The sequence below is a fragment of the Micromonospora sp. ABR4_055 genome (genome assembly GCF_056160425.1).
This window is the reverse complement of sequence record NZ_JBSWXD010000003.1, coordinates 88,738-114,085: the sequence shown is the minus strand read 5'-3', so window position 1 is coordinate 114,085 and position 25,348 is coordinate 88,738. Positions and strand designations below refer to the sequence as shown.

The 25,348-nt window shown below is 70.5% G+C and carries 27 protein-coding genes; 14 read left to right on the top strand and 13 right to left on the bottom strand.

Features of this window, described 5'->3' with window-relative positions; translation table 11 throughout:
• Nucleotides 1-54: 54 nt before the first annotated feature.
• Together recD2 and ACXAHD_RS02340 are read right to left on the bottom strand one after the other, a co-directional pair.
• Nucleotides 55-2,241 carry an SF1B family DNA helicase RecD2 gene (gene recD2 / locus ACXAHD_RS02345; protein ID WP_281555753.1) on the bottom strand — a complete coding sequence of 729 codons (2,187 nt, stop codon included), beginning with the start codon at nt 2,239-2,241 and terminating at the stop codon, nt 55-57.
• A 118-nt stretch (nt 2,242-2,359) separates the two neighbouring features.
• A complete protein-coding gene (locus ACXAHD_RS02340; protein WP_281552146.1) occupies nt 2,360-4,336 on the bottom strand; it encodes an ABC transporter ATP-binding protein in 1,977 nt (658 codons plus the stop codon).
• A gap of 251 nt (nt 4,337-4,587) precedes the next feature.
• Here ACXAHD_RS02340 and ACXAHD_RS02335 point away from each other — a divergent pair, with 251 nt between their 5' ends.
• Nucleotides 4,588-5,166, top strand: coding sequence for an LURP-one-related family protein (locus tag ACXAHD_RS02335; protein WP_281552145.1), 579 nt, complete (start codon nt 4,588-4,590; stop codon nt 5,164-5,166).
• Between the two features lie 97 nt (nt 5,167-5,263).
• Nucleotides 5,264-7,318, top strand: a complete 2,055-nt coding sequence (locus ACXAHD_RS02330; RefSeq protein ID WP_281552144.1) for an AAA family ATPase — start codon at nt 5,264-5,266, stop codon at nt 7,316-7,318.
• Between the two features lie 16 nt (nt 7,319-7,334).
• Here the strand turns inward: ACXAHD_RS02330 and ACXAHD_RS02325 are convergent, their stop codons facing one another.
• The gene (locus ACXAHD_RS02325) at nt 7,335-9,404 is read right to left on the bottom strand and encodes an AAA family ATPase (RefSeq protein ID WP_281552143.1); all 2,070 of its coding nucleotides are present in this window, start codon (nt 9,402-9,404) and stop codon (nt 7,335-7,337) included.
• Between the two features lie 168 nt (nt 9,405-9,572).
• Nucleotides 9,573-10,466: an LmeA family phospholipid-binding protein gene (locus tag ACXAHD_RS02320; protein ID WP_281552142.1), complete on the bottom strand. Its 894-nt coding sequence runs from the start codon at nt 10,464-10,466 to the stop codon at nt 9,573-9,575.
• A 174-nt stretch (nt 10,467-10,640) separates the two neighbouring features.
• On the opposite strand from ACXAHD_RS02320, the gene ACXAHD_RS02315 reads away from it, so the two are divergent.
• On the top strand, nt 10,641-10,916 hold the full coding sequence (locus ACXAHD_RS02315) for a type II toxin-antitoxin system Phd/YefM family antitoxin (protein ID WP_281552141.1): 276 nt from the start codon (nt 10,641-10,643) through the stop codon (nt 10,914-10,916).
• Nucleotides 10,913-11,305: a type II toxin-antitoxin system VapC family toxin gene (locus ACXAHD_RS02310; protein ID WP_281552140.1), complete on the top strand. Its 393-nt coding sequence runs from the start codon at nt 10,913-10,915 to the stop codon at nt 11,303-11,305. Before ACXAHD_RS02315 ends, ACXAHD_RS02310 begins: the two co-directional genes overlap by 4 nt.
• 24 nt (nt 11,306-11,329) lie before the next feature.
• Here the strand turns inward: ACXAHD_RS02310 and ACXAHD_RS02305 are convergent, their stop codons facing one another.
• Entirely contained in the window at nt 11,330-12,289 is a 960-nt protein-coding gene (locus ACXAHD_RS02305) for an SEC-C metal-binding domain-containing protein (protein WP_281552139.1), read from the bottom strand.
• A gap of 157 nt (nt 12,290-12,446) precedes the next feature.
• Here ACXAHD_RS02305 and ACXAHD_RS02300 point away from each other — a divergent pair, with 157 nt between their 5' ends.
• Together ACXAHD_RS02300 and ACXAHD_RS02295 are read left to right on the top strand one after the other, a co-directional pair.
• Nucleotides 12,447-12,704, top strand: a complete 258-nt coding sequence (locus ACXAHD_RS02300; RefSeq protein WP_278173223.1) for a type II toxin-antitoxin system Phd/YefM family antitoxin — start codon at nt 12,447-12,449, stop codon at nt 12,702-12,704.
• Entirely contained in the window at nt 12,701-12,961 is a 261-nt protein-coding gene (locus ACXAHD_RS02295; protein WP_281552138.1) for a Txe/YoeB family addiction module toxin, read from the top strand. The genes ACXAHD_RS02300 and ACXAHD_RS02295 overlap by 4 nt, the downstream gene beginning before the upstream one ends.
• Here the strand turns inward: ACXAHD_RS02295 and ACXAHD_RS02290 are convergent.
• From ACXAHD_RS02290 to ACXAHD_RS02280, 3 genes are all read right to left on the bottom strand, one after another.
• Complete coding sequence (locus ACXAHD_RS02290; RefSeq protein ID WP_289211513.1) at nt 12,933-14,408, bottom strand: sensor histidine kinase; 1,476 nt, start codon at nt 14,406-14,408, stop codon at nt 12,933-12,935. The two genes, ACXAHD_RS02295 and ACXAHD_RS02290, sit on opposite strands and share 29 nt — an antisense overlap.
• A 3-nt stretch (nt 14,409-14,411) precedes the next feature.
• A complete protein-coding gene (locus tag ACXAHD_RS02285; RefSeq protein WP_281552135.1) occupies nt 14,412-15,179 on the bottom strand; it encodes a response regulator transcription factor in 768 nt (255 codons plus the stop codon).
• Nucleotides 15,180-15,248: 69 nt separating this feature from the next.
• Nucleotides 15,249-15,734, bottom strand: coding sequence for a hypothetical protein (locus tag ACXAHD_RS02280; protein WP_281552134.1), 486 nt, complete (start codon nt 15,732-15,734; stop codon nt 15,249-15,251).
• 119 nt (nt 15,735-15,853) lie between these two features.
• On the opposite strand from ACXAHD_RS02280, the gene ACXAHD_RS02275 reads away from it, so the two are divergent.
• Both ACXAHD_RS02275 and ACXAHD_RS02270 read left to right on the top strand, forming a co-directional pair.
• Nucleotides 15,854-16,498, top strand: a complete 645-nt coding sequence (locus tag ACXAHD_RS02275) for a class I SAM-dependent methyltransferase (protein ID WP_281552133.1) — start codon at nt 15,854-15,856, stop codon at nt 16,496-16,498.
• A 641-nt stretch (nt 16,499-17,139) separates the two neighbouring features.
• Nucleotides 17,140-17,892 carry an alpha/beta fold hydrolase gene (locus tag ACXAHD_RS02270; RefSeq protein ID WP_281555752.1) on the top strand — a complete coding sequence of 251 codons (753 nt, stop codon included), beginning with the start codon at nt 17,140-17,142 and terminating at the stop codon, nt 17,890-17,892.
• 202 nt (nt 17,893-18,094) lie between these two features.
• Here the strand turns inward: ACXAHD_RS02270 and ACXAHD_RS02265 are convergent, their stop codons facing one another.
• The 3 genes from ACXAHD_RS02265 to ACXAHD_RS02255 form a co-directional block, all read right to left on the bottom strand.
• On the bottom strand, nt 18,095-18,673 hold the full coding sequence (locus tag ACXAHD_RS02265; RefSeq protein ID WP_289213647.1) for a hypothetical protein: 579 nt from the start codon (nt 18,671-18,673) through the stop codon (nt 18,095-18,097).
• 961 nt (nt 18,674-19,634) lie between these two features.
• Nucleotides 19,635-19,823 carry a DUF397 domain-containing protein gene (locus ACXAHD_RS02260; protein WP_281552132.1) on the bottom strand — a complete coding sequence of 63 codons (189 nt, stop codon included), beginning with the start codon at nt 19,821-19,823 and terminating at the stop codon, nt 19,635-19,637.
• Nucleotides 19,820-20,602: a helix-turn-helix domain-containing protein gene (locus ACXAHD_RS02255; protein ID WP_281552131.1), complete on the bottom strand. Its 783-nt coding sequence runs from the start codon at nt 20,600-20,602 to the stop codon at nt 19,820-19,822. Before ACXAHD_RS02255 ends, ACXAHD_RS02260 begins: the two co-directional genes overlap by 4 nt.
• Before the next feature lie 127 nt (nt 20,603-20,729).
• Here ACXAHD_RS02255 and ACXAHD_RS02250 point away from each other — a divergent pair, with 127 nt between their 5' ends.
• The 6 genes from ACXAHD_RS02250 to ACXAHD_RS02225 all read left to right on the top strand — a co-directional run bounded on the left by ACXAHD_RS02250 (nt 20,730) and on the right by ACXAHD_RS02225 (nt 24,319).
• On the top strand, nt 20,730-21,041 hold the full coding sequence (locus tag ACXAHD_RS02250; protein ID WP_475048259.1) for a hypothetical protein: 312 nt from the start codon (nt 20,730-20,732) through the stop codon (nt 21,039-21,041).
• Nucleotides 21,031-21,297 (top strand): hypothetical protein, encoded by a 267-nt coding sequence (locus ACXAHD_RS02245; protein ID WP_281552129.1) that lies wholly within the window; start codon nt 21,031-21,033, stop codon nt 21,295-21,297. Before ACXAHD_RS02250 ends, ACXAHD_RS02245 begins: the two co-directional genes overlap by 11 nt.
• A gap of 51 nt (nt 21,298-21,348) precedes the next feature.
• Nucleotides 21,349-21,672: a DivIVA domain-containing protein gene (locus ACXAHD_RS02240; RefSeq protein ID WP_475048257.1), complete on the top strand. Its 324-nt coding sequence runs from the start codon at nt 21,349-21,351 to the stop codon at nt 21,670-21,672.
• A 32-nt stretch (nt 21,673-21,704) separates the two neighbouring features.
• Entirely contained in the window at nt 21,705-22,457 is a 753-nt protein-coding gene (locus ACXAHD_RS02235) for a GOLPH3/VPS74 family protein (protein WP_475048254.1), read from the top strand.
• A gap of 63 nt (nt 22,458-22,520) precedes the next feature.
• Nucleotides 22,521-23,405, top strand: a complete 885-nt coding sequence (locus tag ACXAHD_RS02230; protein ID WP_281552127.1) for a LysR family transcriptional regulator — start codon at nt 22,521-22,523, stop codon at nt 23,403-23,405.
• Nucleotides 23,406-23,494: 89 nt separating this feature from the next.
• On the top strand, nt 23,495-24,319 hold the full coding sequence (locus ACXAHD_RS02225; RefSeq protein ID WP_475048252.1) for an SDR family NAD(P)-dependent oxidoreductase: 825 nt from the start codon (nt 23,495-23,497) through the stop codon (nt 24,317-24,319).
• A gap of 66 nt (nt 24,320-24,385) precedes the next feature.
• Here the strand turns inward: ACXAHD_RS02225 and ACXAHD_RS02220 are convergent, their stop codons facing one another.
• Together ACXAHD_RS02220 and ACXAHD_RS02215 are read right to left on the bottom strand one after the other, a co-directional pair.
• Nucleotides 24,386-24,643: a hypothetical protein gene (locus ACXAHD_RS02220; protein ID WP_475048250.1), complete on the bottom strand. Its 258-nt coding sequence runs from the start codon at nt 24,641-24,643 to the stop codon at nt 24,386-24,388.
• 330 nt (nt 24,644-24,973) lie between these two features.
• Nucleotides 24,974-25,213: an AbrB/MazE/SpoVT family DNA-binding domain-containing protein gene (locus tag ACXAHD_RS02215; RefSeq protein WP_289211503.1), complete on the bottom strand. Its 240-nt coding sequence runs from the start codon at nt 25,211-25,213 to the stop codon at nt 24,974-24,976.
• Nucleotides 25,214-25,348 lie beyond the last annotated feature (135 nt).

Genomic DNA, 25,348 nt, shown 5'->3' with positions numbered 1-25,348 from the left:
GGGTTCGGCCGAGAGACCCGGCCGGTCGTAAGACCCGGGTGGTCCGGACCCGGGTCAGTCGGGTGCCAGGCGGTGGGTGAGTGCGGTGTGCCGGCGGCCTGCCCCGGCGGTTCGGACCGCGATCGCGATCGCCTTGCGCGAGCCGACCAGCACGACGAGCTTCTTCGCCCGGGTCACCGCCGTGTAGAGCAGGTTGCGCTGCAGCAGCGTGTACGAACTCATCGTCACCGGGATGACCACCGCCGGGTACTCGCTGCCCTGTGAGCGGTGCACGGTGATCGCGTACGCGTGCTGCAGCTCGTCCAGCTCGTCGAACTCGTACTCGATGTCCTCGTCCTCGTCGGTGCGGACGGTGAGCTTGCGGTCCTCGGTGCTGACCGCGGTGACGACTCCGATGGTGCCGTTGAAGACTCCGGCGGTGCCCTTGTCGTAGTTGTTGCGGATCTGGATGACCTTGTCGTTGATCCGGAACACCCGGGCGCCGTGCCGCCGCTCCGGCCGGTCGTCGCGCGGCGGGGCAAGCGCCTCCTGCAGGGCGGTGTTCAGGTTGCCGGCGCCGGCCGGGCCCCGGTGCATCGGGGCGAGCACCTGGATGTCGCGGGCCGGCACCCGGAACTTGCGCGGGATCCGCCGGGCGACGATGTCCACCACCAGGCCGGCGACCGCCTCCGGCTCGTCGGCCGCGAACAGGAAGAAGTCGGCCATGCCGTCGGTGCGCGGCTGCTCGCCGGCGTTGATCCGGTGCGCGTTGACCACCACCCCGGACTCCTGGGCCTGCCGGAAGATCCGGGTCAACCGGACCTGCGGTACGGCCGGGGCGGCGAGCACGTCGCGCAGCACCTCGCCGGCACCGACCGACGGCAACTGGTCGACGTCGCCGACCAGCAGCAGGTGGGCACCGGGTGCCACCGCCTTGACCAGCTTGTTGGCCAGGATCAGGTCGAGCATCGAGGCCTCGTCGACGACGATCAGGTCCGCGTCGATCGGGTTGTCCCGGTCGTACGTCGGATCGCCGCCCGGCCGCAGTTGCAGCAGCCGGTGCACGGTTGCCGCCGGGTGACCGGTGAGCTCGGTCATCCGTTTCGCCGCCCGGCCGGTCGGCGCGGCCAGCACGATCTTGGCACCCTTGGCGGCGGCCAGCGTGATGATCGACTTGACGGTGAACGACTTGCCGCAGCCCGGCCCGCCGGTGAGCACCGCCACCTTCGAGGTCAGCGCCAGGCGTACCGCCTGCTCCTGCTCGGGGGCGAGGTCGGCGCCGGTGCCGGCGCGCAGCCAGGCCAGCGCCCGGCCCCAGTCGACGTCGGCGAACGCCGACAACCGGTCGGCCCGGTGGTGCAGCAGCCGCAGCAGGCTGCCGGCCAGTGAGCATTCGGCGCGGTGGAACGGCACCAGGTAGACGGCCGGGATGATGCCGCCCTCGCTGGTCGGGTTCGGCACCGCCTCGCGTACCACGCCTTCCTCCGTGACCAGCGCGGTGAGCGCGTCGCGGACCAGTTCGACGGCGACGCCGAGGATGCCGGCGGCGTCGGTGCACAGGTTGGGCTCCGGCAGGTAGCAGTGGCCGTGGTCGGCGGCCTCGGAGAGGGTGTACTGGATGCCGGCCTTGATCCGTTCCGGGCTGTCGTGCGGGATGCCGACTGCCTGGGCGATGGTGTCGGCGGTCTTGAACCCGATGCCCCAGACGTCGGCGGCCAGCCGGTACGGCTCGTTGCGGACGACCGAGATCGACCCGTCGCCGTACTTCTTGTAGATCCGTACGGCGAGCGAGGTGGTGACCCCGACCCCCTGCAGGAAGATCATCACTTCCTTGATCGCCTGCTGTTCGATCCACGCCTTGGCGATCAGGGAGGTCCGTTTCGGCCCGAGACCGGGCACTTCGACCAGCCGGCCAGCCTCTTCCTCGATGATTCGTAGCGTGTCGGCGCCGAAGTGGGCGACGATCCGGCCGGCCATCTTCGGCCCGATCCCCTTGATCAGGCCGGATCCGAGGTACCGCTCGATGCCCTGCACGGTGGCCGGCAGCACCGTGGTGTACGAGTGGACCTCGAACTGTCGGCCGTACTTCGGGTGCGACCCCCACCGGCCGACCAGCCGGATGCTCTCCCCCGGCTGTACGCCGAGCAGCGAGCCGACCACGGTCAGCAGGTCGGTGCCGGACCGGTCGGTGGCGACCCGGGCGATGGTGTAGCCGGTCTCCTCGTTGGCATAGGTGATCCGTTCCAGGACCGCCTCCAGCACCGCTGCCGGGTGTCGGGCCGGGTGCGCGGCCGGGGGCGTGGCTGGCGGCGTGGTCGGGGGCGCTGCGGAGGGCGTGGCCGGGGCGGCGGTGGGTCCGGTGGTGGCGGTCACCGGTCGATTATCCGACCGGCGTGTCGGCGTACCCGCTCGCCTGCAGCTCGAACAGTTCCCGGTACAGCCCGTCGGCGGCGAGCAGCTCGTCGTGCGTACCGGCCTCGACCAGCCGACCCGACCGCAGCACGTAGATCCGGTCGGCCTGACGGACGTTCGCCAGCCGGTGAGTGATCAGTACGACGGTCCGGTCCGGCCGGCGGCGGAGCTGCTGGAACAGAGCGTGTTCGGCGCGGGCGTCCAGCGCCGCCGACGGTTCGTCGCAGATCAGCAGCGGCGCGTCGCGGTAGATGCCGCGGGCGGCGACCAGCCGCTGCCACTGGCCACCGGACAGGTCGTGGCCCTCCCGGAAGTTGCGGTCGAGCAGCGTCCGATACCCCCGGGGCAGGCTCTCGATCATGTCGTGGGCGGTGGCGGCCGTCGCGGCGTCTACCATGGACGGCCGTACCCGGTCGCCCGCTGCCTGGTGGTGGTCCGGACGACCGGGCTCAGCCTGGTCGTGGCCTGGCCGGCCGATGGTGATGTTCTGCCCGGCGGTGAACGGGAACCGCCACCAGTCCTGGCTCACCACCGCGACCTGGCCGGCGAGCCGCTGCGGGTCGATCTCGTCGATGTCGACGCCGTCCCAGCGGATGGTGCCGCTGCTCGGCCGGTACAGCCCGGCGATCAGCTTGGCCAGCGACGACTTTCCAGAGCCGTTCTCGCCGACCAGCGCGACCACCTCACCCCGACGCAGGGTCAGGCTGACTCCGTCGACCGCCGGCCGGTCGGTGTCCGGGTAGCTCAGGCTGACGCCGTCCAGCTCGATTTCGTCGTACCCGCCGATCCGCCGGCCGCCGGCCGGTGGCACCTGCCGGTCGGCGCGGGCCAGGAAGTCGCGGTAGTCGCGGTAGTACAGCGCGTCCTCGTACAGCGCGTTGGTGGCGTGGATGGCGGTGTTCAGGTTGGCCCGGGCCGCCTGGAGCGCGATCATCGCGGTGGCGGCGGCGGCCAGCGGGATCATGCCGACCAGGAGCAGACCGCCGAGTACGGCGTAGACGACGAAGGCAGCGGTACCGCTGAACGCACCCCCGACGACCCGGGTGCCGGTCTGCGCCCGCACCAACCGCAGCTGGGCCCGGGTCTCGGTGGTCATCGTGCGGTGATACTCGCCGAGCAGGAAGTCCCGCATCTGGTAGGTGCGGATTTCCGCAGCGGTGTGCCGGTTGGCCATCAGGTGGGCCAACATCCACATCCGCCGCCGCCGGGTGATCCGGGCCAGCAACGCGAGGTACTCGCGGCGGGCGATCCGAATGGCGGTGACGGCGGCCGGTACCGCCGCCAGCAGCAGACACGGCAGCAGCAGCGGCTCGATGACGGTGACCGCTGCGGCGGTGGCGGCCACCCCGACGACCCCGGTGGTGAGGTTCACCGCGTCATCGACAATGGACGCCGCTTCGACGGTGCCCCGGTCGCGGGCCCGGTCCATCTCCTCGGCGAAGCCGGCGTCGTCGAACGCGGCCAGCTCCACCGACGTGGTGGCCTCGAACAGCCGTAGCTCGGCCCGGTAGGTGACCTGTGGCATCAGCCGGGCCTGGGCCCAGCCGGCGGCGATGGTCAGTCCGCCCCGGGCCGCCACGGCGAGCGCGGCGACGGCGAGCGCCGGGGCGGCCGCGCGGATCCGGTCCGGCGTCGGCCCGGAGGCGAACAGTTCCCGCAGTACGCTGCTGGTGGCCAGCAGCCCGAAGGTGGTCATCACCCCGGCCACGACGTTCAGCCCGATCGCGGCGACCGTGTCGCGTGGGCTCACCGACCAGGCCAACTTGACCGCCTCGGCGAGGATTCCGGGCAGCCGGCGGGCGACCGTCCAGAAGCTGGTCTCGGCGAACCCGCGGGCGTGGTGCATCCAGTCCGCGTCGGCGAGTTCGGGCAGCGCCTCGCCGTCGTCGGGGAAGCCGTCGGATGGTTGCGCGGCAGCGGAAGCTTTCTGCTGAATAGGCCACATACGTCCGAATCCTTTGTCGTCGGCCTGCCGCAGGGGCGGACGGAACGTAGCGTGGAGGCTACTGAAGGATATGTGGTCGGTGATGCCGGTGAGTGTCGTACCGGCTATCCATGGCAAACTTTCGATCGGCTGGCGAACGGCCGCCCACCGCGCCGGTGGCGAACGGCCGCCCACCGCGCCGGTGGCGAACGGCCGCCCACCGCGCCGGTGGCGAACGGCCGCCCACCCCGACGGAAGAAGGCCACCGACCGATGGACCAGCAGCAACTGCAGACGCTCCGACAGCTGTACGTGCGACAGCGCATCCGGTTGATGGTCAACCAGTACGAGGTCCGCGCCGTCGGCCCGGACGGCGCACCCGGGCCGCTGCTCGCCTTCGCCCAGCAGAAGCGGCTGGCCTTCCGCGAACAGGTCACCCTCTACGCCGACGACCAGCGCCAGCGGCCCGTACTCGGGTTCAAGGCCCGGCAGGTGATCGACCTCGGGGCGACCTACGACGTGACGGATGCCGCCGGCCACCCGATCGGACTGTTCCGTAAGGACTTCGCCCGGTCGCTGCTGCGCTCCACCTGGCACCTGGAGCAGCCCGGCATCGGGGTGGCGACCGGCGCGGAACGCAACATGGTGGTCGCCCTGCTGCGCCGGTTCAGTGACCTGCTTTCCTGGCTGCCGTACCACTTCGACTTCACCATCGACGGCCAGCCGGCCTTCTCCGTGGTGCGCAGGTGGGGCCTGCGGGACAACTACCAGGTCGACATCCATCACCCGCAACTGGACCGTCGGCTGGTGATCGCCATGGCCGTCGCGCTGGACGCCCTGCAGTCGCGGTGACCCGCCGATCCTGCCCCGGGGCGGCCGGTGGTGCCGTCCCGGCAGCCGGGCCGGGGAGGCCGCTGGCGTACCGGCTTCACTAAGATATCGATTTGTGATGGCCGGATGTGGGCAAGCGACCACCAGTCTGGACCGGCGGCTGCGGCAGACCCGGGAGCGCCACTTCGTCGGCCGAGCCGCCGAGCTCGCCCTGCTGCGGCAGGCGTTGGAGCGCGCCCCCGAGCCGCTCGGAGTGCTCTACCTGCACGGGCCGGGTGGCATCGGCAAGTCCACCCTGCTGCGGTACTTCGGGGACGAGGCGGCCGCCGCCGGACGACGGGTGGTGCATGTGGATGGAAGGGCGGTCAGTCCGTCTCCGGCCCGGTTCGAGCTCGCCGCCGCTGATGCGCTGGCCGACGAGACGGCGGTGCTGCTGGTCGACTCATTCGAGCACTGCCAGGGGCTGGAGGACTGGCTGCGGGACCGGTTTCTGCCCCGACTGCCGGAGTCCGTCCTGGTGGTGCTGGCCGGCCGGGGCGGCCCCGGGCCGCAGTGGCGGGCCGATCCGGCCTGGCGTGACCTGCTGAAAGTGATCCCGATGGGCAACCTGTCCCGGGAGCACGCCGTCGCGCTGCTCAACCGCCGGGGCGTACCGCCGGATCTGCACCCCTCGGTGTTGTCGTTCGCCGGCGGCCACCCGCTGGCGCTGCGGCTCGCCGCCGAGGTCGCGGTCACCCACGAGGCCGCCGCCACCGCCGCCTGGCGGCCCAGCCTGAACGTGGTGGAGACCCTGCTCACCCAGCTGATCGGGGAGACGCCGTCGCCACTGCACCGGCAGGCGCTGGAGATCTGCGCGCACGCCCAGACGACCACTGAAGGACTGCTGCGGGCGGCCCTGGACTGCGACCCCGGGCCGATCTTCGCCTGGCTGCGTGAGTTGCCGTTCATCGAGTCCGACGCCCGCGGCCTGCGCCCGCACGATGTGGTCCGCGACGCGCTCAACGACGACCTGCGCTGGCGCGACCCGCAGGGCTACGAGACCATGCACCGGCGGCTGCACGCCTACCTGCTCGAGCAGGCGTTGGCCGCCACCGGGCCGGCGGTGCTGCCGGCGGTCGGCGCGATGATGTACCTGCAACGGCACGCGCAGGAGATCCGCCGCTACTTCACCTTCGCCGGCGAGGGCGAGGCCTACGAGGATCCGTACCAGCCGGCGGACCGGTCGACGGTGCTGGACCTCGCAGGTGAGGCCGAAGGCCCGGAGTCCGCCGCGCTGGTCGGCTTCTGGCTGGACCGCCGGCCCGAGGGCTGCCACGTCTACCGCAGTTCTGCCACCGGCGAGGTGGTGGGCTTCATGATCTGGCTGGACCTGGACGACCCGCAGCCGGCCGAGCTGGAAACCGATCCGGTCGTCGACACCGCCTGGCGGCACTGCCGGGCCAGCGCCCCGCTGCGCGGCCGCGAACACATCGGCCTGGCCCGGTTCATGGTGCATCGCCCGCCCTACCAGCGGCCGTCGCCGGTGACCGACATGATCCAGATGCGGATGCTGGCCCACTACCTGCATGACAAGGGTCTGGCCCTGCACTATCTGGTGCTGCACGACGCCGAGTTCTGGGGGCCGAACCTGGCCTACTTCGACGACCATCCGGTCGAGACGGTGCCGCAGGTCGGCGGACGCCCGTACCACCTGTTCTTCCACGACTGGCGGGTCACCCCGCTGATGCACTGGCTCGATCACAACCAGCAGCAACTGCTGTACGGGCTGCAGCCTCGTCCCGCCCGGCCCGGTGCCGACCTGCTGGTGCTGTCCCGCCCCGAGTTCGACGCCGCGGTCCGGTCCGCGATGCGGGCCTGGCGCCGCCCCGACGCACTGGCCACCAACCCGCTGGTCCGTACGCGGCTGGTCGCCGAACGTCCGGACGGCGACCCGGTCGACGCTTTACGGGGCGTCCTCGGCGCCGCGCTCGACGGCCTGCGTGACGACGTCCGGTCACACCGGGTGCTGGTCACCACGTTCGTGCACGGCACCCCGACGCAGGAGGCGGCAGCGGACCGGCTCGGTCTGCCGTACAGCACCTACCGGCGGCACCTGACCCGGGCACTGGACCGGATCAGCGACGCCCTGTGGCACCGCGAACTGCACGGCGGACCTGCACGGGCCCGACCGTAGCTGAGCGACGGTCCGGTTACGACTCCCGGCGCCACAACAGCTCACAGACCCGGTCGATGGCGGCCCGCAGATGCCGCTTGTACGTGCTGGCCGGCAGGCCGAGCCGGTCCGCCGCCGCCTCCTGGGTGGTCGGCCCGGCGAGGTAGGTGGCGGACAGCACCCGGTACAGCTTGGCGTCGCGGGGGTCGTGCCGCAGCGACTCCGCCGTGTCGGTCAACAGCGTCCGCAGCGTGTCCACCGGGTCCCGGACGCTTGCCTGATCGGCGTCGGAGCCACCCCCGGGGTCGACCACCAGCCGGCTGCCGGTCAGCGGGTTGGCCCGCAGCGCCGACCCGTCGTGCAGCCGTCGCAGCGCCGACCGGACCGCCGCGTCGAAGTCGGGCCGGGACAGCACCGTATGGACCGGGGTCGCGACAGTGGTGGTCGCGGCCGTCGAGGACCGGACCGGCGCGGCGGTCAGCGGCCACGCGGTCACCCGGGCCGCCCACACATCCACCGGGACCGCCCGCCAGTCGTGCGCGTACAGGTCGTACGCTCGGCCGTCCACCACCGGCCGGGGCCGGACCGGCTGGTGGTCGATGAACTCCGCCACCCCGACCGCCTCGTCCGCCAGCGTGAGGAACGACCAGGCGAGACGCTCCGAGCGGATCCACCACTGAAGGGTCCGGACGTGCATCAGATTCCGGACCGCGGAGCGCCGCCGCGCCGCCAGCGGGTAGCTGAACCGGGTGAGCAGGATGTGTTCGCCGGCCCGTGGCTGCGCGGCTGCGGCATGCCGCCACACCGCCGCGACCACCGGGTCGGCGGCGACCTCGTCCGGATCCGGACCGGTCAGCCGCAGCGTCACCTGGAACCCGGCGATGGCCCCGTCGTGCGAGCGCCGGTACACGTCGAACGCCTCCGGCTGGCGGTCCAGCCAGAAGCCGACCAGATCGTCGGCGCCGTCGCCGGATTCCCGCACGATCCGTCGCAGGGTGGCGTGGTCGCCGGGTGCCATCCGGTCCGGGTAGACCGCGCCGCCGCCGTGGCGCAGCGCGAACGGCGCCATCACGGCGGTGTCCTGCAGGATGTGGTACAGCGAGCGGACCGCCGGTAGGACGGCATCGCCGCTGGCGGCCCGTGCCCGGTGCAGCAGGTGGGCCGCCACCCGGGCGTGCATCACCTGGTAGCCGTGCGGGTCCCGCCAGCGCAGATCCGTGTCCAGCACACTGCGTACCACGTCGTGCGGGACGACCCCATCACGGTCACTTTGGACGAATGGTAGCCGGCGCAGCCAGGCGAACAGCTCCGCCGCCGCCTCGCCGACCACCGAACGCAGCAGGTCCTCGGTGGTGGTCAGCGCGTGTGAGCAGGTCTCCAGCGCGAGCCGGTGTCGCGCCGACGGCAGCTCGCCGACCAGATGGTGCAGCAGGGTCGCGACGACGTCCGGGGTCGGCGTCCAGGTGGCGGCGGCCCGGCGGTCACCGACGGCGACCGCGGCGGAGAGGTTGAGCGCGAGCGGATGGCCGCCGGCGAAACGCAGCACCGCGTCCCAGAGTTCACGTGGTACGCCGCGCCGGTCCAGCAGCTCGGTCGCCGCGGCCGGTGGCAGGCCGCTGAGGCTCTCGACCCGCAGTACGCCGGACCAGCCGAGGTCGGCCTGCCACTCGCAGTCCGGTGCCTGCCGGCTGGCGACCACCACGACGACCCCGTCCGGGATGCGCGGCAGGAACCGGTCCCGCAACCAGCCTTCCAGGCCCTGGCAGCGTTCGAACGTGTCGACGAGCAGGACGGCCGGCGCACCGCTGAGCGCGGCGTAGGCTGCTGCGGTGAATCCGGCCGGGGACGGGTCGATGCCGGCACCGTCGACCTGGACGACGATCCGGCCGGCGTCGCGGGCGAGGGCCGAGAACCGACGCAGCAACATGGACTTGCCGATGCCGCCGGGGCCGTGCACGAACCACACCGGACATCCGTCGGGCGTGCCGGCGAGCGCGGCCCGGAAGGCGTCCAGTTCGGCGGTACGGCCGACGAACGCCTCCTCGCGGGCCGTTCCCAGTCGGTTTGCCAGCCGCCCAGCCACCGCACCCCCCGTGATCTGGTCCACCCGGCATACTACGGTGGGTTACCGCCGGTGCTGAACGGCAGCCCGGCTGCTGCGTCGAGTGGTCGACCCGCTTCGCTGGCCGGTAGCAGCCCGTCGCGCCAAGTGTCCGTCTGGGTGTCCCCGACGGTCCAAATTGGCGATCAGGGCGGCCACCGGTCTGGACCGTGTTCACGCTGACTCCCCGCACTTGTCGGTCCCTGACGGCGTCGCCCGCCCGGCGGGTCGCAGCTCGTCGCCGCCGACGGCGACGGACTCGCCGGTGATCTCCAGGCGCAGCCCGTCGGCGGTCGCGGTCAGCCCCTGGTACGCCAGCCCGGCCGGCAGCTCGGGCAGTTCCCGTTCGATCCGGCGTTCGCCGAGGGCACCGGCGCCGACGGCACCGGCCAGCTGGTCGGCGGAGCGGCGCAGCCCGAATACCTCGACCTCCACCGGCTCGATCCGCAACATCCGGCCGTCGAGCACGGGTACGGCGTACACGGTCACCGGCACGGCCTGGCCGAAGCTCGTCGCTATCAGGTCGACGATCAGCTGGCCGTTGCCGCTGCCGCGAATCTGCACGTCGGCCCCGGAGAGCAGACCGCCGCCGGAGTCCGCGGCCTCGCCGTCGGACCGGTCCTCGGTCCCGCTGTCGGACCGGTTGCCGGCCAGCGCGTCCAGTCGCGTGAGGTCGACCGTGAGCGCGGCGTACAGCCGACCGATCCGGATCTCGACGGGGCCCGACCCGGTGGAGCCGGCACCGGCCGCCGCCAGGTCGCCGTCGATCTCGACGTCGGACACCTCGGCGGTGACCCCGGCGATCGGCAGGTCGCTTTCGCCGAAGCGGTCGGCGGTGACGGTGAGACCGGCGAACCGGCCCGCCAACGCCTGCGTCACGAACGGGAAGCCGTTTACGTCGACCTGCGGCGGCTCGGCCAGCCCGAGGACACAGCCGACGGCGTCGGCGAGCCGGCCGCCGACCACCCCGGCGGCGATCCGGTCCGCGACGACCAGACTCCCGGGGATCAGCAGCGCCGCGGTGAGCAGCAGCCATCCCCGTCGGTTGCGAGGTCTCCAGATGCGCATGCCCCGATCACACCCGGCCGGGGTGCAAGCCGGACGTGAGTTCGATGAGAACCCGTTAAGAACTGCCCGCACCGCTGCAACCGCACCCGCTCGTCCCGTGGTTCCGGGCGGCGGCTGAAGCTGTAGGTACTATTGTTGAGTTGTAGGCACAGTTAGGGGGTCAGGTTGAGCACCGTGTCCGTACGTGAATTCTCGTACAACCCGAGTGCCATGTTCGCCAGGGTCGAGCGTGGCGAAACGCTCGAGGTCACCCGGCACGGCACCGTGATCGCCGTGCTGCTACCTGGTTCGGCCGCCCTCAGCCGCTACTCGCCGCTGGTCGCGAAGGGCCTGATCAGACTCGCCACGACCACGACGAGCGACCTGGACCAAATCCCGCACTTCGACGTACCAGAGGACGTGTCACCGCTGGACCTGCTGCTCGAAGCCCGTGAGGACGAGGACCGTTGATCTACCTTGACTCCTCGGCTCTCGTCACCCTCGTCTCTGGCCGGTCGTACGCGCCCGAGTTGCGCGAGTACCTTGCCGATCAACCTGCGGCACCGATGGCCACGTCGACCCTCGGGTTCGTCGAGACCGTCCGTACCCTCGACACGATCGGTGACTACCCCGACATGATGTCGGATCTGCTGCGCAACTTCACCGAGATCCTGCTGACCGCCGAGGTCCGGGACGCCGCCGCGCTCATACCATCAGGTGCGCGGTCCCTGGACGCGATCCACATCGCAAGCGCCCAGGTGCTGGGCGACGCCCTGACGGTCCTGATCAGTTACGACAAGCGGATGCTGGACATCGCCCGCACGATCGGACTACCGACAGCCTGCCCCGGTCTCAGCTAGGTCGCTGGGTCGGGTACGGCGTTACTAGCCCAGGCCTGCTCGGCCGCAGCACTTCTTGTACTTGGCGCCCGACCCGCACCAGCACGGATCGTTGCGTGCCGGCGGCCAGACGATCGTGTCCTGGTCGGCGGCCAGCCTGGCGTACCGAGTCTTCACCGCTGAGTCGAGCGGCGACTCACCGATCCGCTCGGCGAACTCCGACAACCCGGCAACCGTGGCTGGCACCACGCGGATGGCCGGCACCCCGCTTTCGGCCAGGCCGCGCCAGCGACGCTCCGCCGCCGGGAAGTACACCTCGTCAGGGTCGACGTACGCGTCGGGCCACCGGCGGCGGGCCTCGGCCCGCTCGGCGCGCTGAAACACCAGCAGCCGCAACTGGTCAGGTATCCGACCCGACTCGAAGTGCTCACGCGCCTCGTCCAGGGTCGTCGGCAGTCCGGTCGGCTCGGCCATCCGCTGCGCCGGTGCCGCCGGAGCTATCTCGTCGGTGGCGTCGGCCGGCAACCCGAGCCGGCGCCGGACCTCGCGGCGGCCCCAAACCAGCACCGACGACATCTGCATCCAGCCGTTCGGCCCGCGCAGCGCCTCGAGATCGTCCGCCGTCAGGCGAGCGACGGCCCGGTCGTACCAAACCAGCGCCGCCGGCAGGTCACCGCGTTTAGCCAGCAACTCGGCGACAAGGGTGCACTGCGCCTGACCCAGGTCGGGGTCGCGGGCGAGCCGGGCCAGCTCCTCGTACGCCTCGCTGTCCGCCCCGGCCTCGAACTCGATGCCGGCCAGGTCGCATCGCGCGTAACAGCCGTCCTCGCCGCCCGCCGCGATCAGCTCGGCCAGCAGCTTGCGTGCCCGGTCGAGTTGGCCGGCCACCCGCCACGCCTCGGCCGCTTCCAGCAGGAGCTCGGCCCGCTCGTTCGGATACTTCTCCGCGTCGGCCTCAAGCGCCGCCGCCCGCGCGGCGGCCTGGTTCGCCGGTTTCGTCGCCACGGCCGGAGACCGTACCCGTTGCGCCCGCCGACGTCACCGCGACACTCCCGCCCGGCGCTGCTCGTCAACCGCAAGCCGCTACGGGGGTGCGAGGGAGCATCCTGGCAGCGGAGTCCGGTAAGTGGTACCGTATCCGGTACAAGATTGAGGAGGAGTCGTGGCGGCGGCGATCAGTGCGAGCGAGGCCCGTAAGACCCTGTTCCCGCTCATCGAGCGGGTCAACGAGGACCACACCCCGATCGAGATCGTCTCCAAGCGGGGCAACGCAGTGCTGGTGAGCAAGGAGGACTGGGATTCGATCATGGAGACGAACTACCTGCTCCGGACGCCTGCCAACGCGAATCACCTGATGGAGAGCATCGACCAGTGGCGGGCCGGGACCGCCGTCGAGCGTGACCTGGGTCTCGACGAGTGAAGCTCACCTGGACCGACAACGCCTGGTCCGACTACCTGTACTGGCAGACCCAGGACCGCAAGACGCTGAGGCGAATCAACGCCCTGATTTCCGACATCAAGCGGGACCCTGACGGGCCAGGCATCGGCAAGCCCGAGATTCTTCGGAACAACCTTGCCGGCCTGCGGTCGCGGCGCATCGACGATGAGCACCGTCTGGTGTACGCGGTCGAGCAGGGGGCAATCACTGTCATTTCATGCCGCTACCACTACGAGTGACGCCAGCGGCACCGGCCGGTCCAGCGGGGACGGTGAACCAGATGGTGGTCCCGCCGCCGGGAGTGGTGTCGGCACCGACCTCGCCACCGAGAGCCCGTACCGCGTCGGCGACGATCGCCAGCCCGAGCCCGCTGCCCTCGGTGGCGCCGCCCGCCGCGCCTACCCGGTAGAAGCGGTCGAAGACCCGTTCGGCGGCCTCCGGCGTCAGCCCCGGCCCGGTGTCCGACACCGCCACCCGCACCCGGCCGGCGGCGGCGCGCACCGACACCTCGGCGTTCGCCTCGACCGGCGTGTGCGCCCGTACGTTGGCCAGCAGGTTCGCCAGCACCCGCCGCAGCGCGTCAGTATCGCCGGCGACGAGCAGATGCGGTGGCGAATCCAGCGCGATCACCCGTTGCGGTTCGACGGCGAGCGCGTCGGCGACCGCGTCGCGGGCCAGCACGGCGATGTCGACCGGCTCGTCCTGCAACTGCGGCTCGGCGTCCAACCGGGCCAGAAACAGCAGATCGGACACCATCTTGGACATCCGGGCGGCCTCGTCGTCGAGCCGGCGCAGCACGTCCGGCCGGCGCCGCTCGTCGACCATGCCGCCGCGCAGCAGCTGGGTGTAGCCGCGGATCACGGTCAGCGGGGTGCGCAGCTCGTGCGACGCGTCCGCGACGAACGACCGCATCCGCTGTTCGGATCGCTCCCGCACGGCCAACGCGGCGAGGATCCGGTCCAGCATGCCGTTGACCGCCAGGGTCAGCCGGCCCGCTTCGGTACGCCGTACCCGTCGGGGGTCGTCGGTGATCGGCACCCGGCGGTCCAACTGCCCACCGGCGATCGCGTCGGCGGTCCGCGCGATGTCGTCCAACGGCCGCATCCGGGCCACGATCAGCATCCGGGCCAGAAACGCCAGCAGTACGGCGACCGCCACCGACACCAGCACCTCGATGCCGAGCAGCCGCGCCACGGTCTCCCGGACCGGGGCCAGCGGCAGCCCCAGCAGCACCACGCCGGGGCCGGCGTCGACGGTCACCACCCGGTACCCCCCTTCCGGCGTGGTGATGCTGGTCAGCGGGGACCGCCCGCCGGGCGGCGGGGCCGGTGCGGCGTCCAGCAGCGGGGTCGCCGGCACCGGCGCGGTCGACGCGAACCGGGTCAGCTCGCCGTCACCGGTGCGGAACTCCACCAGAAACTCGGTGGGGCCGATCACCGCGCGTACCGTCTGGTCCCGCAGGTCCCGCTCGCCGACCCGGGCGATCTGCCGGCTGCCGCTGGCGACCAGCGCGGCGGCAGTGGTGAGCTGTTCGTCGGTGCGGTTCATCAGCTGCTGGCGCATCGCGACCGCGCTGACCACGCCGGTGATCAGCAGCGCGGCGCAGGTGAGCGCCACGGTGGCGGCGATCAGCGACCCGCGCAGCGACCAGCGCGGTGCCCGCCGGGTGCGGCTGCGCGGCAGCACGGCTCACCCCTGCACGGCGGTACGCAGCGCGTAGCCGAAGCCGCGGTGGGTGACGATCAGCGGCTCACCGAGCGGGTCCAGTTTGCGGCGCAGGTAGCCGATGTAGGTGTCGACGACATTCGACTCACCACCGAAGTCGTAGCGCCACACCGCCTCCAGGATCTGACTGCGGGACAGTACCCGACCGGAGTTGAGCATCAGGTAGCGCAGCAGTTTGAACTCGGTCGGCGACAACTGCACCGGTGCGCCGGCCCGGGACACCAGCAGGGTGTCCTCGTCCAGCTCCAGGTCGGCGTAGCGCAGCACGGAGCCGGCCCGGCCGGCCGTACCAGCCGGATCGCCCGGCCCGGCGGGGCCGTCCCGGCCGGCGGGACCGTCGCGCCCGGCGGGACCGGAGCCGACCCGGCGCAGCACCGCCCGTACCCGGGCCAGCAGTTCCTCCACCGCGAACGGCTTGGTCAGGTAGTCGTCACCGCCGAGGGTTAGCCCGGAGACCAGGTCGCGGCGGGCGTCGCGGGCGGTCAGGAAGACGATGCCGAACCGGTGGCCGCGTTGCCGTAGCCGCCGGCACAGGTCGAAGCCGTCGCCGTCGGGCAGCATCACGTCGAGTACGACGAGGTCCGGTCGACCCGACTCGGCGAGCTGCTCCGCCTGCGCCACCGTGGTCGCGGAGTCGACGGCGAAACCGTGGAAGGTGAGCACGGTGACCAGCATGTCGACGATGTTCGGCTGGTCGTCGACGACCAGGATGCGCGCCGATGTGTTGCCCATGTCCGCTGATCAGATCACGCCATCATGGGAGAAGGATGAGAACCGGCGGCACCGGTCAGCCGCGGCCCGTCACAGGCAGCACCAGCAGTAGAGGTGGTCACCGGCGTCGCGGGTCCGTCGGGCGAGACCGGCGATCGCCTCGATCACCGGGACGAGCTCGTCCTCGGGCAGGGGGCCGGAGTGGATGAACTCGTCGATCCGACCCCAGCGCGCCGACAGCTCCGGCAGCTGACCGCCGGTGATCGAGGCGAGGGCGTCCCGGGTGGCGTCGTCGAGGCCGAACAGCCACGGGCCGTGCCGCTCCGGGCTCCAGATCAGTCGGCTCTGCACCAGGCTGGCCCGCCAGGGCGCGTCGCGGACGAAGCTGACGAGCTGACCGAGAGCGACCGGAGGGTCGATCCACTTGAGGTCGACGGCGTCCACGGCAACGCCGCCGGCACCGTCGATGTCGCCGCTGCCGGCAGCGCGGGCGACCGGCCCGCCGTCGAGCTCGCCCATCAGCGCGATGGCCGCGTCGTCGTCGACGGACCGGAAGTAGTCGTACAGCACACCCATGCCGGTCACCTCACCACATCGATGCGACGGGAAATCAGGCAACCGATCGCGGTACGCGGCGCGTCTGCGACGAGAGGTCGTCGCCACCGCGCGGGCTCTGGTCGCGTACCGTGCTGCGGGTGTCCGACGCCGACTTCCTGACCACCACCCGGGACTCCTACGACGCGATCGTCGGCGAGTACGCCGAGGCGGTGAAGAGCGAGCTGGACGAGTCGCCGCTGGACCGGGCCATGCTCGGCATGTTCGCCGAACTGGTGCGCTCGACGGGCAACACCGCGGTCGCCGATGTCGGCTGCGGGCCGGGCCGGGTCACCGTGCTGCTGGCCGGGCACGGACTGGACGCGTTCGGGGTCGACCTGTCCCCACGCATGATCGACCACGCCCGCCGGGCGTACCCGGGGCTGCGGTTCGAGGTCGGCTCGATGCTCGATCTGGATCTGCCCGACGGTGGGCTCGGCGGGTTGCTCGCCTTCTTCTCGATCATCCATCTGCCGTGGCAGCGGCGGTCGCAGGCGTTCGCCGAGTTCCATCGGGTGCTGGTGCCGGGCGGCTACCTGATGTTGGCCTTCCAGATCGGCGACCACGTTCGGCACCGGGAGGAGTTCGAGGGTAAGCGGATTGACCTGAGCTTCCACCGGCAGCGGCCGGCTGAGGTGGCGCGGTTGCTGACCGGAGCCGGTTTCCAGGTCCTGGTGACCGTCGAGCAGACTGCGCCAGCGCCGGACCGGCCGCCGCTGGGCATGCTGGTCGCCCGCAAACTCTGACCGGTGGGGACGATGTCCAGCTGGTCGCCGTCCAACTTGTCTGCTGAGCCTCGACGCCGGCAGCCCAGTGGCGGTGAAGGGGGCCGAGTTGTTCGGGCGCTACGGGGCAGCGTGTGCATCGCCTCTCCCCGCGCCTGTCGGTACGCATCGAGTGGAGGGTCCAGGCACGTAATTCATCGGGGATGACGTGCCCGGACCCCCCCCTCGACAACGTGCCGGGCGTGACAGCCCGACGCACGCCGGGCTCGGCGGCGAATGGTGGGGCATGATTGGATCGGGCGGGACATCCAGGCCGCCGCACTTCCGACCGGAACGACGGCTGGGGCAGCGGTCGACTGGAGGCCGCCGAACCGCCAGAGGGCTTCCCCGCCGGCGAAGTCGCCCACTAAGCGTCCGCCCAGACCGTGTCACCCGGCGAGTACGCCGTCGAAATCCTGGTCGAGCAGGACGTGGTGCTCGGCGCGGGAGTCGGCGTACGTCCCGAGCCGGTCAGCTTTCCGTGACGCGTGGCTCGCGGCATGTGCGGATGTTCAGGGGATGGGCGATCGTCTGGCAATGTTGGCCGGGTGCATCTGACGGAAGAGTTCGAGTGGCGCGGACGTGAGGTCCGATGGTGTCGGACGGGTTCTGGGCCCGACGTCGTGTTCTGCCATGGGACGCCGTGGTCCTCGCAGTTGTGGGGCTCCTACGCCGAGGCTCTGAGCGCCCAGTTCACGGTTCACCTGTGGGACATGCCCGGTTACGGGCAGTCCTCAAAGTTCCCAGATCACCGGGTGTCTCTGGACGTCCAGGGTGAGTTACTGGCTGACCTCGTCTCGCATTGGGAGCTGCCGTCCCCGCATGTCGTAGCTCACGACTACGGCGGCGCCGTCGCGTTGAGGGCCCTTCTCTTGCATGGCTGTTCGTTCGCGTCGTTGGCGCTCGTCGACGTGGTGGCGCTGGCTCCCTGGGGGTCGGACTTCTTCCGGCTTGTGCGCGACAACGCCGAAGCTTTCAGCGCGCTGCCGAAGGCCGTCCACGAAGGAGCGCTCCGGGCCTACATCGCAGGAGCTAGTCACATGGGCCTGAGGCCTAGCCAGTTGCAGGACCTCGTTTCTCCCTGGCTGGACACCGACGGGCAAGCCGCGTTCTACCGACAGATCGCCCAGGCGGACCAGACCTATACGGACGAGATTCAGGGTCTCTACCCGCGTCTGGACTTGCCCGTTCTGGTGGTGTGGGGCAAGAACGACACGTGGATCCCTGTCGACCGTGCTCACCTACTGACAGAACTCATCCCGGGCGCTCAACTCGAGCTGATCGATGGGGCGGGTCACCTGGTCCAGCTTGACCAGCCCGTACAACTGGCCACGACGTTGCACGGTTGGCTCACCTCTCAGGCCACGAGGACTTGATGCGGTGCAACATCCGCTCATCGGCACGACAGCACACCGATCGTTGTGACGCATCGTGACGCTCGGATCGCGGAAGATGTGCGCATACAGTCATGGGCGGTAGAGACAGCCCTCCGCAGCGGAATCGCCGCCGCCTTGCTCGCCGCACACCTGCGCTGGTTTGGGGATTCCCCGGCGAACGAGACGACGGGAAGTCTACGGCTCAACAGACTAGATCGCGCCAGAACTCGACGCTTGCCTTCGGCTCCCACGGAGTTTCGCTTACGCCAACGTTACCGAACTCCCGGTCGACGTAGTCTGCCAGATGCAACCCGTAGTAGATGATGTCGGTCTGCCACATCGAAAGCACCGGGTGGCCGAAGGCCCCGGACTCACCAGGGAGATACCGGTGCCCATACACCGGTACCATCTTCGGAACCTGCGTCAGCGAGCGCGTCGCTGTCGCCAATGCCGATGCGGTGCCGCTTGGCCTTGAACCCCAGCTGCTGTGCCAGAAGCCGTTGTTCTCGACGTCGAACAGCACCCCTTCGCAGGGCCAGTACAGCAGGCTGCGCAGCTTGTCACGGTCCCCGTTACGCCAGTTCGGCCACGGCTTCGGGTGTGTGTAGATCACGCCCGGCTCGCGCGGCTCGGGGCGGGTGTTCACCGGTAGTCCTGCGGACAGAAAGGCTCGATGGTCAACGGCGAAACGGAACCCGAATTCTTGCTCGATCCGGTCGAGTTCCGAGTCGGTCAGCCCGGGGTCGACCGCACAGACGGATCTGAGCCGTAGCCGCCGCATCGCTTCCTGGCCAAGACGGCGGCCATCCTCAGCATGTTGATCGAGCCCTACTACCACGACGCGAAACTCTACCCCGTGCACGCGCCCTGGATCGGTGCCGTCGTCATCGCGCCGAGGTGCTGACGTCGGTAACAGCCGAACGCACTCGACACTTTGGCCATGTACACGCAAAGTGACGCCTGATCGGCGGCATGAGCGAAGCGACAGGTTGATCGCCGACGCAGCGCCCGCCTCCGACCGACCGGACGGCGCTCGACCTGCTGCATGCCCCACCGAGGGCGCACGCATCGCGACGACTCAATCGCGGCAGATCAGTTCGTTGCCCTCACAAGCTTCTCAAGGGTGTCGGCCAGCTCGGACACGTCACGACGCCCATCGAGCTCGGTCGTGGCGCCGCGTCGCAGACGAGGCTCGACGGTCCGACATACCCGTCACCAGGACCCTCGCCACGCACGCATGATATCGATCATAAGCAGCACCTCATGCTCAGGAGCACCTCGCGGCCAGATGCGGCGCAGGATGCGGCTTCGCGGCATGAGCGGATCTCGCTGTACCGCCCCGACACCTTCAACCGCCGGGGCGGCCCGTGGCGGCAGGTTCAGATTCGGACGCCGCGATCGGCGACATTGCTTCGAGCGGAGGGCTCAGGCACGTTATTCGGGCGAGTAACGTGCCTGAGCCCTCCACTCGACGGCGGACCGAGACTCGACGGACCGAGGTGCGCGCTTCTCGGCATGAGCGCGCGCTGGTGCCCGCCCGATCCGGAAACAGCTGATGCGTGCCAGGAGGCTCGGCCGGCCGCCCGTCGGGGTTGTACGGAATCTCGGCGGCGAGTGCGGCCGCTCGGACGTGCTGAGGGCCGACGCCCTGCACGTCGAGTGGCGGATGCATCCGGCGGATAGGTCAGCGCTGATGCGCGCCGGCTCTGCGTCCTCCTCCAGGGAGGCCGGTGTCGGGTTGGTCAGGGTCGGGTGGTGGCGGCCTGGTCGACGAAGGTGGACCAGGCGGTGGGGGTGAAGGTGAGGGTGCCGCCGGTGCGGTTCTTGCTGTCGCGGACCAGCACCCGGCCCGGCAGGTTGTCGGCGACCTCGACGCAGTTACCGCCGTTGCTGTTGCTGCGGCTGGCGGTGCGCCACGCTGGCTCGGTCATAGCTCCTCTGCCATCCTCGCGATCAGGTCTCGGGACATGTCTTGGGGTAATGCCACCGAGCGTATCGCCTCCCAGGCGTTGACGAAGGCGGCGACCTTGGCCGGCTCCTCGTAGGTGCGGCCGTCCACCGGGTTCTCCGCGTAGGCCACCGTCGCCCCGCCCGGCAGCGTGGCTAGCGCGAAATTGCCCAGCTGGCCGATGTAGAGCCCGGCGTCGACCGGCACCACGTGCAGCAGCACCCGGTCGCGCCGCGACATGTCGACCAGGTGCAGCAGCTGCTCCTTCATCATCACCGGGTCGCCCCGGCGTAGCGCCGCCTCGTCGACGATGAACGAGGTGACCGGCGGCGTCCGGCGGTCGAAGACGGCCACCTGGCGAGCCAGCCGGTGGGCCAGGCGCTGCTCGGCCACCTCCGGCGGGTGCAGACCGACGGCGAGCACCGCGCGGGCGTACGCCTCGGTCTGCAACAGCCCGGGGACGTAGGTCGACTCGTACCCGCGCAGCATCTCGGCCTGGGCCTCGTACTCCGGCCACGGCTGAAACCAGTCCGGCGGCACGGCGTTGCGGGCGTCTGCGGCGGTCTCCTGCACCAGGGTGCCGCTGCCGAAGACATCGTCGATCTGCTCGGCGGTGTCCGGCAGGGGGATCTGCCGGGCCGTCTCGAACTTGGCGATAAGCGAGGTGGAGACGCTCAGCCGCTGCGCCAACTGCTCCTGGGTCATGCCTCCGTTGAGGGTGCGGAGGAACTTGAGAGTGCGGGGAACCCCGTTGCTGCTCACGAATTACCGGTCCTTCCCGATTCAAGATCGAAGTTTCGGAACGGGTTCTGTTGGTGGGAATCCTTCCACTGTTGGCGTCGCGGGTCCAGGGTGGATCTGCTGACAGCAGAAAATCGGGAGGGATTCGATGATCAATAAGGTGGCGGCCGCCGGGGCGGACCCGGACGACGACCCGGTGTTGCGGCACGCAAGGGAGACCGCCGAGAAGCATCTGCCGAGGCGGATCGGCGAATGCCCGACGTGCGGATCGGTGGCGTTCTGCGCACCGTTCACCATGGCCCTGGCGATCCTCGACCGGCGCGACGTGCCGCGAGCACGGCGGATCCGGACCGTCCTCACCGTCGCCGGCCTGTCGCCGCCGGAGTTCCCGCACCCGCCGGAGAGCAGCGACGACGGCCGGAGCGGCAACGGCGGCGGGTGGTGTGAAATTGTCCGGTGAACCGTTGATCAAGGTCGGCGACGTGCTGCGGCTGCGCGCCGAAGACTGGGCATTCGGCAACGGCCCGGTGGCGATCCGGGTGTCACATCTGCGGCACGGTCACGACATTCCACACGTGACCATGATCGCGGTGATGGGCACCTTCGTCAGCGGCCCCCGCGCCGGCCAGATGATGCTGCTGTCGGTGTTCAAACACGCCTTGCGGCGGCCCGGCGTCGTCGAACGTGACGGCCGTACCCCCGAATCTCGCTCCTGACCAGAAACACCCTGACAGCGATCCCGTCGAAATGCGAAAGGCGGTTCCACCGTGCGCAGGCTTCTCCACCTCGTCCTGTTTCCCCGGCGTACCCGGCGGCAGTCCCGGCCGCACACCCGCAACGCCGGCACCCGCCACTACCGCGCTGCGGCCCGGCCGTCGATCAGCCCGGGGCTGGTCCGCGACCGCCAGTTCCTGGACCGCACCCGGCGCGGTCTCGACCCGGCCGAGGTACGCGCCTTCTTGCACCTGGTCGCCGACGAGCTGGCCACGGTGCGGGCCGAGCTGGCGATGACCCGCGACGAGAACGTACGGATCAAGCAGGCGCTGCGGGACTGGCAGTCGCGGCAGTTCCAGGCCCGGATGCCGGCGTAGGCCGTCGGCCTGTGACCACGAAGGGAGCCACGATGGTCCACCACACCGGGGCCAGGGCCGGGACCGGGACCGCCGCTTGGGCCGACGCCGCAATGACGCTGCCGTTGCCGGCGGTGCACCTGCGGAGACCATTGCTGGCCGACGAGTTCTTCCTGCTGGCGCAGGACGCGGTGACCGGTCGGCTGCGGCTGCCGGACCGGGCGGTCGGGTTCGGTCTGGCCGCCGCGCTGCTGGTGGACCTGGTCGACGCCGGGGCGCTGCGGGTGCGCGACGGCCGGCTCTGGCTGGTGGCGCGGCACGTGCCGGTGGACGCGCTCGGCGGCTGGGTCCTGCGTTGGACGGCCGCCGAGCCGGGGTACCGGCGGGTGGGCACCTGGTTGGCGCTGCTGGCGCCCGGCGCTCATCAGCAGGTCGCGCGGCGGCTGGTCGCGGCGGGTGTGGTGCGGCCCCGGACGGTACGCCGTCTGCTGACCACCGCCGTACGCCATGTGCCGGTCGACGCGAACCGGGCCGGGTGGGCGTGGGCCCGGCTGACCGTACGGCTGCAGCGCGGCGAGCCGTTGCCCGACCTGGAGGCCCGGCTAGCCGGGCTCTGCCTGGTCACCGGGCTGGACGACTTACTGCTCACCGGCCTCCCGGCGGCGGCCCGTCGGCACCTGCACCGGGAGACCTCCGGACGACTGCCGACCGAGGTCGGCGAGCTGTTCACCATTGCCCGGAATCGCCTCGACGGCGCATCCCACCGCCGCCGGAGCGGCCGATGGCGTCGCGGACCAGCGGGCTGAGCGCTCCACCGACCTGCTGCGCACGTCGCTATGCAGGAACTGCATGACGACTAGGCTGTTGGCATGCTTCCGGATCTGGACCTGCGGCTGGTCCGGTACTTCACCGTGGTCGCCGAGCAGCTGAACTTCGCGCGCGCCGCGGAGCAGCTCCGGGTCGCGCAGCCGTCGCTGAGCCGACAGATCCAGCGGCTGGAGGACGCTCTCGGCGTACGCCTGCTGGAACGCACCAGCCAGGGCAGCCGGCTCACCGCCGCCGGTTCGGCGTTCCTGCCCCGCGCCGAGCAGCTACTGCACGGTGCCGGACAGGCGGTGCTCGCCGCGCGAGCGGCGGCACCGGAGCGCACCATCACCATCGGGTACGTCGATGATCTGATCGTCACCCCCGCCGTACGCGACCTGCGCCACCGGTTTCCCGACGCCCACGTCCGCACCCGCCACCTCGACACCCGGGATGCCGACGCACTGCTGCGCCGGCAGGCCGACGCCCTGGTCATCCGTACGCCGCTGCCGGTTCCGGCCGACGACCTCGACGTGGCGGTCCTCTACGACGAACCCCGGGTCCTGGTCGTGCCCGCCGCGCACCGGCTGGCCGGCAAGGAGTCGGTGACCGCCGCGGACATCGCCGCGGAGCCGCTGGTCGGCTGCACCGGCATGGGCGCCGACTGGACCGGCTTCTGGCGGCTGGAGCCCCGCCCGGACGGCAGTCCCGCCCAGCTCGGTCCCACGCTGGCCGACACCTACGACGACAAGCTCGAAGCCATCGCCGACGGCAGCGCCATCGCCGTCGTCCCGGCCGGTGACCGGCGGTTCAGCCTACGTCCGGACCTGGTCACCGTTGCCATTCACGAGGTCGAGCCCTGCCAGGTCGCCGTGGTCACCCGCGCCGGGGACGCCAACCCGTTGGTCGCGGAGTTCGTCCGCTCTGCTGAGCGGCACCTCGTTGGCTGACCCTGGGTCCCGATCGTCATGCGCCTGTTGCATGACGGGGTGCGAAACAGGTCTTGGACACGGCCGCCGGCAGGACGTTGGCTGGTCGTATGCCTGTCGACTACCGCTCACAGACCGTTCTGCTCACCGGGGCGAGCTCCGGGATCGGTGCCGCCTTCGCCAGGGCGCTGGCCGTACGCGGCGCGAACCTCGTGCTGGTCGCGCGGCGCGCCGACCGGTTGGCGTCGATCGCGGACGAGCTGCGCCGCACTGCTGATGTACGAATCGAGGTCGTCCCCGCGGACCTGTCCAGTCCCGCTGCGCCGACCGAGATCCGCCGAGTGGTCGCCGACCGGGGCGTCGAGGTGACAAGCCTGATAAACAATGCCGCGATCGGCTCTTTCGCCCTGTTTGCCGATGTGGATCCGAGTCAGTCGACCGCCGAGGTCGCCGTTGACGTGATGGCACCGGTCGCGCTGACAGCGGCCTTCATGCCGCAGCTGACGGGTGCCGGCAACGGCTTCATCATCAACCTCGCCAGCGTGTCCGCGTACTTCCCGACTCCCCGGATGGCCGTCTACAGTGCCGCCAAGGCGTTCATGCTCAGCTTCGCTGAATCACTATGGACGGAGCTGCGAGGCACCGGCCTGACGGTGTTCGCTGTCGCCCCCGGAGCCACCGGCACCGATTTCACGGCCGGGATGGGTCCGGACGCGGCGGTGCTGACCGCAGGGAAGGTGCGGGCTGCAGAGGACGTCGTCGCGACCGCGCTGCGCCACCTTGAGCTCCGGGATCCGGGCCCGATCGTCGTTGACGGCGGTGGCAACCGGCTCGGCGTGCTCGTGAGCCGATTCGTGAGTCGGCGCCGGGCCGCCCTGATGATGGCCCGCGTCTTCGACCCCGCTCGCCGGCCCCCGTCTCGCACGCCCGGTTGACGTGGGTGAGGGCGTTGCTGGGAGCAGACCGTAGCCCCACGGTGGAGCCTCCCCAGGAGCCACCTGCTAGTCGAAGGTCCAGAAGAAGTAGAGGACGTTGGGCGGGTTGCCGTACGCGCGGTACTGGCAGAGGTACGAGCTCCACAGGCCGTTCTGGACCCCGTAGTTGCCGTACGACTGACAGAAGCTCAGGCTGCTGTAGACGTTACGCAGGGTGCCGCCCGGCGGGTCCGGGTAGTCCGCCGAGGCTGGGGCGGCGGTGGTCGCGAACATGCCGGCCATGGCGATCATGAACGCCACCAGCAGTGTGGTCAGTCTTCGCATACATCCTCCCATAGGCGGGGCACTCGCCGATCTTCCGCGTGTCTCCAGGCATAATGAGATCGACGCATGACGATCTCATGATGCCATCGTGGCTGGCCCGTGGGAAGGCTTGGGCGCCGCAGACCTCGGCCACTGACGGGCCCGTCAGCGGTGACCACGCCAGCCTGGGGAAGTAGCTGCGGTACTTGACATATGCCTTCCCTGCCAGGAAACCCGCAGGGTGGGGCAGTTGACCGCGTCGGATCCTCGGTGAGGATGTCGAGCAGGACGTTGGAGTCGACCAGGGTGACGGTCCCGTCCGAATGCCTCTGGGGCACCGCGCGAAGCCGTTCACTCGCCACGGAGCAACTCCATGAGCTGGTCCGTGGTCATGCCCTCCGTCTCGCGTGCGGCGCCCTGCCCGCGTAGATGCCGCACAAGCCGTTGTCCTCTGGAGGGGGCGCCGTCGACCCGCACGATCCGCAGCGCGCCGCCCTCCTCGACAACCTCGATCTCGTCGCCTTCATGCAGGCCGTGTTTGGCGCGCAGCGACGCAGGGATGGTCACCTGACCCTTGCTGTTCAGCTTCACCGTGCCTCCACTTACTTGTACTACGTAATACCAGCGGTTGTGTTTCAGGGCTGTGAGGGGTTTCCTCCCCTCCCCTGGGTTCCAGTCGCAGGGCGGGGTCGAGGTCAACCCCTGACTGACTTGACTTTGTCGCAT